5 protein-coding genes are annotated in these 5,546 nt (G+C 74.1%); all 5 read right to left on the reverse strand.

The window, feature by feature from the left end:
- Positions 1 to 172 precede the first annotated feature (172 nt).
- The 5 genes from ACWGH4_RS30180 to ACWGH4_RS30200 all read right to left on the reverse strand — a co-directional run bounded on the left by ACWGH4_RS30180 (position 173) and on the right by ACWGH4_RS30200 (position 5,249).
- The gene (locus ACWGH4_RS30180) at positions 173 to 1,018 is read right to left on the reverse strand and encodes a 4'-phosphopantetheinyl transferase family protein (RefSeq protein ID WP_453466501.1); all 846 of its coding nucleotides are present in this window, start codon (positions 1,016 to 1,018) and stop codon (positions 173 to 175) included.
- Entirely contained in the window at positions 1,015 to 2,760 is a 1,746-nt protein-coding gene (locus ACWGH4_RS30185) for a beta-ketoacyl [acyl carrier protein] synthase domain-containing protein (RefSeq protein ID WP_453466503.1), read from the reverse strand. Before ACWGH4_RS30185 ends, ACWGH4_RS30180 begins: the two co-directional genes overlap by 4 nt.
- A 17-nt stretch (positions 2,761 to 2,777) precedes the next feature.
- Positions 2,778 to 3,617, reverse strand: a complete 840-nt coding sequence (locus ACWGH4_RS30190; protein WP_453466505.1) for an acyl carrier protein — start codon at positions 3,615 to 3,617, stop codon at positions 2,778 to 2,780.
- An 80-nt stretch (positions 3,618 to 3,697) separates the two neighbouring features.
- Positions 3,698 to 4,351, reverse strand: coding sequence for a ScbR family autoregulator-binding transcription factor (locus tag ACWGH4_RS30195; protein ID WP_441267284.1), 654 nt, complete (start codon positions 4,349 to 4,351; stop codon positions 3,698 to 3,700).
- A gap of 40 nt (positions 4,352 to 4,391) precedes the next feature.
- A complete protein-coding gene (locus ACWGH4_RS30200) occupies positions 4,392 to 5,249 on the reverse strand; it encodes a BTAD domain-containing putative transcriptional regulator (RefSeq protein ID WP_441267285.1) in 858 nt (285 codons plus the stop codon).
- Positions 5,250 to 5,546 lie beyond the last annotated feature (297 nt).

The raw sequence follows: 5,546 nt of genomic DNA on the forward strand, positions 1-5,546 counted from the left end.
GCCCCTTTTTTTCGGTCCTGCGGGAGAGTCTGCCCCGGGCGGCGGAGGCGTCGCTGGTCCTGCACCGGAGTCCCGCTCGACCGGCCGCCGTGCGGCGTGGGTTCACCCGGCTTCTCCCATCAGGACGGCCTTGGGGCCGGGGAGGAGAGAGTGGGCCGACGAGCCCGGTCGTTCACGGCGGGGACGTCGCCACCGGTACCGGCGCCGGTTCGGGCAGGGTGAGCTGCCGGTGGGCCGTGCGGCTCCAGGGGAAGCCGTGGTAGAGGTGCAGCGTCTGGGAGCGGCCGGTGTCGGCGGTCACGCACACCGAGGCCAACACGTCGGGTACGGGTTCCAGTTCCATGAAGCGCCATCGTCCGGGTGCCTCGTCGGGGGGCGGGCGGAAGCCGAGTACGCCCATGTCCTCGGCGAGGTGGAAGGCGAAGCTGTCGAAGGCGAGGCCGAGGCCGAGGCCGCGTGCTTTGGCGTAGGCCTCCTTCAGGGTCCACAGCCGCAGGACGCGCCGGTCGCGCGGCCGGCCGGGGGCGGCGTCGGCCACCCATCGCTGTTCCTCTTCCGCGAAGGTCTCCACGATGGTCGCAAGTCCCCGGTCGGCGCGGTCGAGGCGTTCCACGTCCACCCCGATGCGGTGGCGGCGGACGACGCCGAGCAGGTTGTGGCCGTGGGCGTGCGACAGGTTGAAGTCGAGTTCGCGGCCGCCGCGGGGCAGTCCCTGGGCGGGTTTTTGCAGGAACGGCCGGCCGCGTGAGGAGCGCCAGATGACGGCCTCCGCCTCGGGGACGCCGCTTTCCAGGGCGAGTACGCGCCGGACCAGGGTGTGGGCGACGAGGTACTGGCGCCGGTCGCGTTCGAACAGGAAGCGTGCGGCGATCTCCCGTTCGTGTTCGTCGAGCCAGTGGGTGGCCAGGGTGGCGGCGATCACGGGGGCGAGTTCGTCGTTGGGGCAGAACCACAGTTTGACCGGTTCGGTTCCGCCCGGGGCGGCCTCGGGGAGGTCCGCCGTCGCGGGGCTGGTCATCGGGTTTGCGCGCCTTCCCCTTCGGGCGGCCGGCCGAGCCACAACTCGCGGCGCAGGAACGCCGAGGGGGGCAGTGGGGGCGGCGGGGCGGCGCCGGGCCGGTGCTGCAGGGCGGCCCAGTCGATGTCGAGGCCGGACAGCCACAGCCGGGTCAGTGTCTCGGTGCGGCCGCCGCGCCACAGTGCCGTGAGGTAGTCGCGGGTCTCGGGTGCCTGTGCCATGCCCAGCGGGTCCGGCGTGGCGTCGCGCAGGTCGGCGAAGCGTGTCCCGGTGGCGTCGGTGAGGCCGGTGGGTGTGGCGGTGGTGTGGGCGAACTCCCGCAGCCGGTGGACGAGGTGGTCGGTGTCGTCGGCGGGCAGGGCGATCCGGCACGGCCGGCAGGAGCGCCCGGCGCGCAGGGCGCGGGCGACGTCGGCCAGGGCGGCGGGTGTGTCCGTGGACCGGTGTTCGTGGCCGGCCAGCCAGTCGGCGAGCCGTGCGGCGTCGGCGCGCAGGTGCTCGGGGGTGGGCGCGGAGAGCAGGATCTGCTCGCCGGGCCGGACGTCGTCGTCCGGTGCCGGCTGCGGTGGGGGTGGCAGGTGTTCCTCGAGGACGGTTCGGGCCGCGGGTCCGCCGTCCGGTGCGATCTCGACGGTGGCCCGGCGTGGCTGTTCACGGCCCTGGGTGTCGCGGGGCCGCGGCCACGGCCGGGCCGTGCCGTCCGGTTCGGCGGGGGCGAGTGTGGCGTGCCGCAGTTGGAGGACGGCGGAGGTCAGGGCGGCGAGGCCGGTGGCCGCCCCGGCGTCGCCCACCCGGCGCAGGATCGTGCGGTGTGTCTCGTGCAGGTCGCCCTCGGGGGCGCAGGGGCCGCCGGGGCCGCACCAGGTGCGGGTGGAGCGTACGACGGCGTGGATGCGGTCGCCGTCGGCGAGTGCGCGGGCGAGCGGCTTGAGCACCACGGCTCCGGCGCCCTCGCCGGCGTGGTGGCGTCCGCGGGAGGGGTGGAGGAGCAGTTCCACCCCGCCGACGACGGCGAGCGCGCATTCCCCGCGTCGCAGTGCCTCGGTGGCCAGGTGCACGGCGGCGAGTCCGGAGGAGGCGGCCGCGTCGACGGCCTGTCCCGGGCCGGTGAGTTTCAGCAGTGTCTGCAGGGTGCCGGGCAGGCCCCAGTGGCCGCTGGGCGGCATCTGCCGCCCGCCGTGCGCCCAGGCCTCGGCGGCCAGGAGCGTGTAGTCGGCGGTGGTGACGGCGGCGAACACGCCGACGCTGCGGCCCTGCCCGTCCGGTCCGGTCAGGGCGTCGAGGCGGGCGCCGGTGCAGCCGGCGTTCTCCATCGCCTCCCAGGCGACTTCCAGGAAGATGCGTTCCTGCGGGTCCATCAGCGCGCCCTCGTCGGCGCTCAGTCCGAAGAAGGCCGGGTCGAAGTCGGCGGCGCCGTCGAGGAAATGGGCGCGCTGGCCGGCCGTGAGCGGGTGGGGGCCGGGACGGTGGGAGGGACCGGCGGAGGAGGTGTCGCGTCCTTCGCGCAGGTTCTCCCAGTAGCGCTCAAGGTCGGGTGCGAGCGGGTACCGGCCGGCGATCCCGACGACGGCGACACCCGTGCCGTCCCCGGCGGCGGGCGCGGGCCCGGCCGGGTGGGCGGCGGGCAGGGGCGGCGGACCGGTGTCCGGGGTGTGCGCGCCGGCGTTCACCAGCAGCCGCACGGCGTCGGCCCGTTCCAGCGTGCCGGCCTTGAACCGGGTCAGCACTTCACGTTCGTCCATGATCCCCCCTGGGTGTTTCAGGACCGGGCGGACAGCAGGCCGAGGGCCTCGTCGACCGAGATCCGCCCGCCGCGTACGGCGTCCAGCAGCGCGCCCAGCTCCGCGGTCCGGCCCTCCGCCGCGGCGGGTGCCTGTCCCGCGGCCGTGTCCGCGTCGGGCACGGCGACGGCGACGGGGGCGGGGGGTGCCGGGGTGGGGGTGGTGGGCAGCAGGCCGCTGATGTGGGTGGCCAGCGCGGCGAGGCTCGGGTGGTCGTACAGCGTGACGGGCCGCTCGCGCAGGCCGTAGGTGCGGTTGATGACGGCCACGAACTCCGAGCCGAGGATGGAGTCGACGCCCAGCAGGTTGAAGGCGGCCGTGGTGTCGATGTCCCACGGGTCGCAGCACAGGATGCGGGCCAGTTCCTCGCGCAGGACGTCCAGGACGGGACCGGCGGGCGCGGCGGCCGCGGGGGTGCGGGAGGGGGGGACGGACGCCGAGGCGGTGGAGGCGGGTGCCTGGCCGGGCATGCCCAGTTCGCGTGCCACATGGCGGGCGAAGGCCAGCGGTGTGGGGTGGTCGAAGAGCGCGGCGGCCTTGACGGCGGTGCCGTAGCGGGCGTTGAGGGTGGCCACGAACTCCACGACGAGCAGCGAGTCCAGGCCGATGGCCCGGAAGGTCTGTTCGGGGTCGATCTTCTCGGGTTTCAGGTGCAGTACGCCGGCGAGCATGGTCACGAGCTCGCTCACCACGTCGTCGGTGGGTGCGGCGGGGGCGGTACGGGGTGCGCTGTCGCGTTCCGCGGGCATGGCGTGGCTCCAAGGGGTGTCGTCCCGGCCGGGCCGGGTGACAGAGGTGTCGGTGGTGGATCGCGGCACGGCCGGTCTCCGCCGTTTCGGCCGGACCCGGGTTCCTGCCGGGGCTCGTTACGGTCTCTTCGCCGCGCGGGCGGGCCGTTTCACGCCGCCTCCGCCGTGACGCCTCGGCCGGCGGGGGGCCGGGTGCGGTAGCGGGTGGTGTGGCCGGGTGGGACCAGGGCGGGCAGCAGGGGCTGCCACAGGGCGGTGACCCGGTCGGCGAGTTCGCCGGGGCGGGGCGGGGGCACGGTGGCGCAGGCCAGGACCCCGATCCCGCACACGACCGCCGACAGCAGCGTCTCGCAGCCCTCGGCGGGCAGGTCCTCGTTCAGGTCACCCGCCGCGCGGGCCTGGCCCAGCAGCCGCAGCACCTCGGTGGTCCACGTCCGGTGGACGTCGGCGACGGGCGGCTGCCGGCCGGCGCACTCGTTCGCGATCCGCAGCGCGGCCCGTACCACCGGGTCCTCGTGCAGCATCCGGGCCAGCCAGTGCGTCAGGTCGATGAGTGTCTGCACCGGCGCGGCGCCCGCCTGCCACTGCTCCTGGACGAAGTCGCCCAGCGCCTGCCGGCCGTGTTCCTGTACCGCGTCGGCGAGAGCGTCCTTGGAGGCGAAGTGGAAGTACAGCGCCCCCTTCGTCACTCCTGCGGCACCGGCGATCTGGCCCAGCGTCGCCTGCGCGAATCCGTGACGGTCGAACATCAGCGCCCCGGCGTGCACCAGCCCGCGACGGGTCCGCTCCGACCTGGCCTGCATCCCCAGTCTCCTTCCTGCCCCTGCACGTCCTGGCCGGGCCTCAGCCGGCCACACGGGACAACCGCTCACCCGTGCGGGTGGCGGGGTTGTCGGGGACGGTGTCGGCCTGGGCGGTCAGGATGGACCGCTGCAGGCGGCGCAGTGCGGCCGACGGTTCCAGTCCCAGCTCCCGTACCAGCGTCCCCCGCAGCCGCTGGTACACCTCCAGCGCCTCGCTGCGCCGGCCCGACCGGTGCAGCGCCAGCATCAGCTGACCGTGCAGGTTCTCGTGCGTGCGGTACCGGCTCACCAGGACCGTCAGCTCGCCCAGCACCTCACGGTGCCGGCCCAGTCGCAGATCCGCCTCGATCCGCTGGTCCAGCGCGCACAGCCGGCTCTCCTCCAGCCGCCGCACATGCATCTGCAGCAGCGCCCCGGCCTGCACATCGGCCAGCACCCCGCCCGTCCACAGCTCCAGGGACTGGCGCAGCACCCGCGCCGCCCCGGCGAAGTCCCCGGCGTCCATCGCCCGGTAGCCGCGCCCCGCCAGCAGTTCGAACTCCCCCACGTCGCTGGTCCCGCCCCCCGACACCAGCACGTAGCCGCCCGGGGACGTCACCAGCACCTCTTTCGCCGACCCTCCCCCGCCGGGCGCGCCGTCGCCGGTTCTGCCGTCACCGGCCGACGCCAGCGCCCCTGAGATCAGGTCCCGCAGCTGCAGCACGTATGTCTGCAGTGTCGTGCGGGCACTGCGCGGCGGGCACTGTCCCCACAGTTCCTCCGTCAGCGACGCCACCGGAACCACCCGGTCCGCGTGCAGCGCCAGCAGCGCCAGCACCTGACGCGGCTTGGGTGCCGTCGGCGTCACCGACACCCCGTTCACCCGCACCCCGAACTCCCCCAGCACCTCGATATCCACGCCGTCTCCCCTGTTCGCGCATGTATGCGAGTACTCCTCCAGCACAACGAGTAAAAAACAGGGCGGACGGTTTGTCAATATAGGACCGTCCGCCCTGTTTCCCGTGCACCGCCCGCCACCTGCGGAACGTCTACTTCCCTTGCCTGACATAGCTTTTTCGGGGATCCTGATCACCTCCCCCGCCCGCCCACCCTAAGCTGCGACGGCTCGAGCGAGCCTCAATTACATACCGCGCAAGCGGTTTCTTAGTCCGCGTCGGCCGTGTGGGGAGCGGTGGTCCGTCGTGCGGTCCGGTCC

It is taken from the genome of Streptomyces sp. NPDC054847 (genome assembly GCF_053610925.1).

Bases quoted from the DNA above. Each gene is read 5' to 3' on its own strand.
- ACWGH4_RS30185 (WP_453466503.1), bottom strand. From the start codon at position 2,760: ATGGACGAACGTGAAGTGCTGACCCGGTTCAAGGCCGGCACGCTGGAA.
- ACWGH4_RS30195 (WP_441267284.1), bottom strand. From the start codon at position 4,351: ATGCAGGCCAGGTCGGAGCGGACCCGTCGCGGGCTGGTGCACGCCGGG.
- ACWGH4_RS30180 (WP_453466501.1), bottom strand. From the start codon at position 1,018: ATGACCAGCCCCGCGACGGCGGACCTCCCCGAGGCCGCCCCGGGCGGA.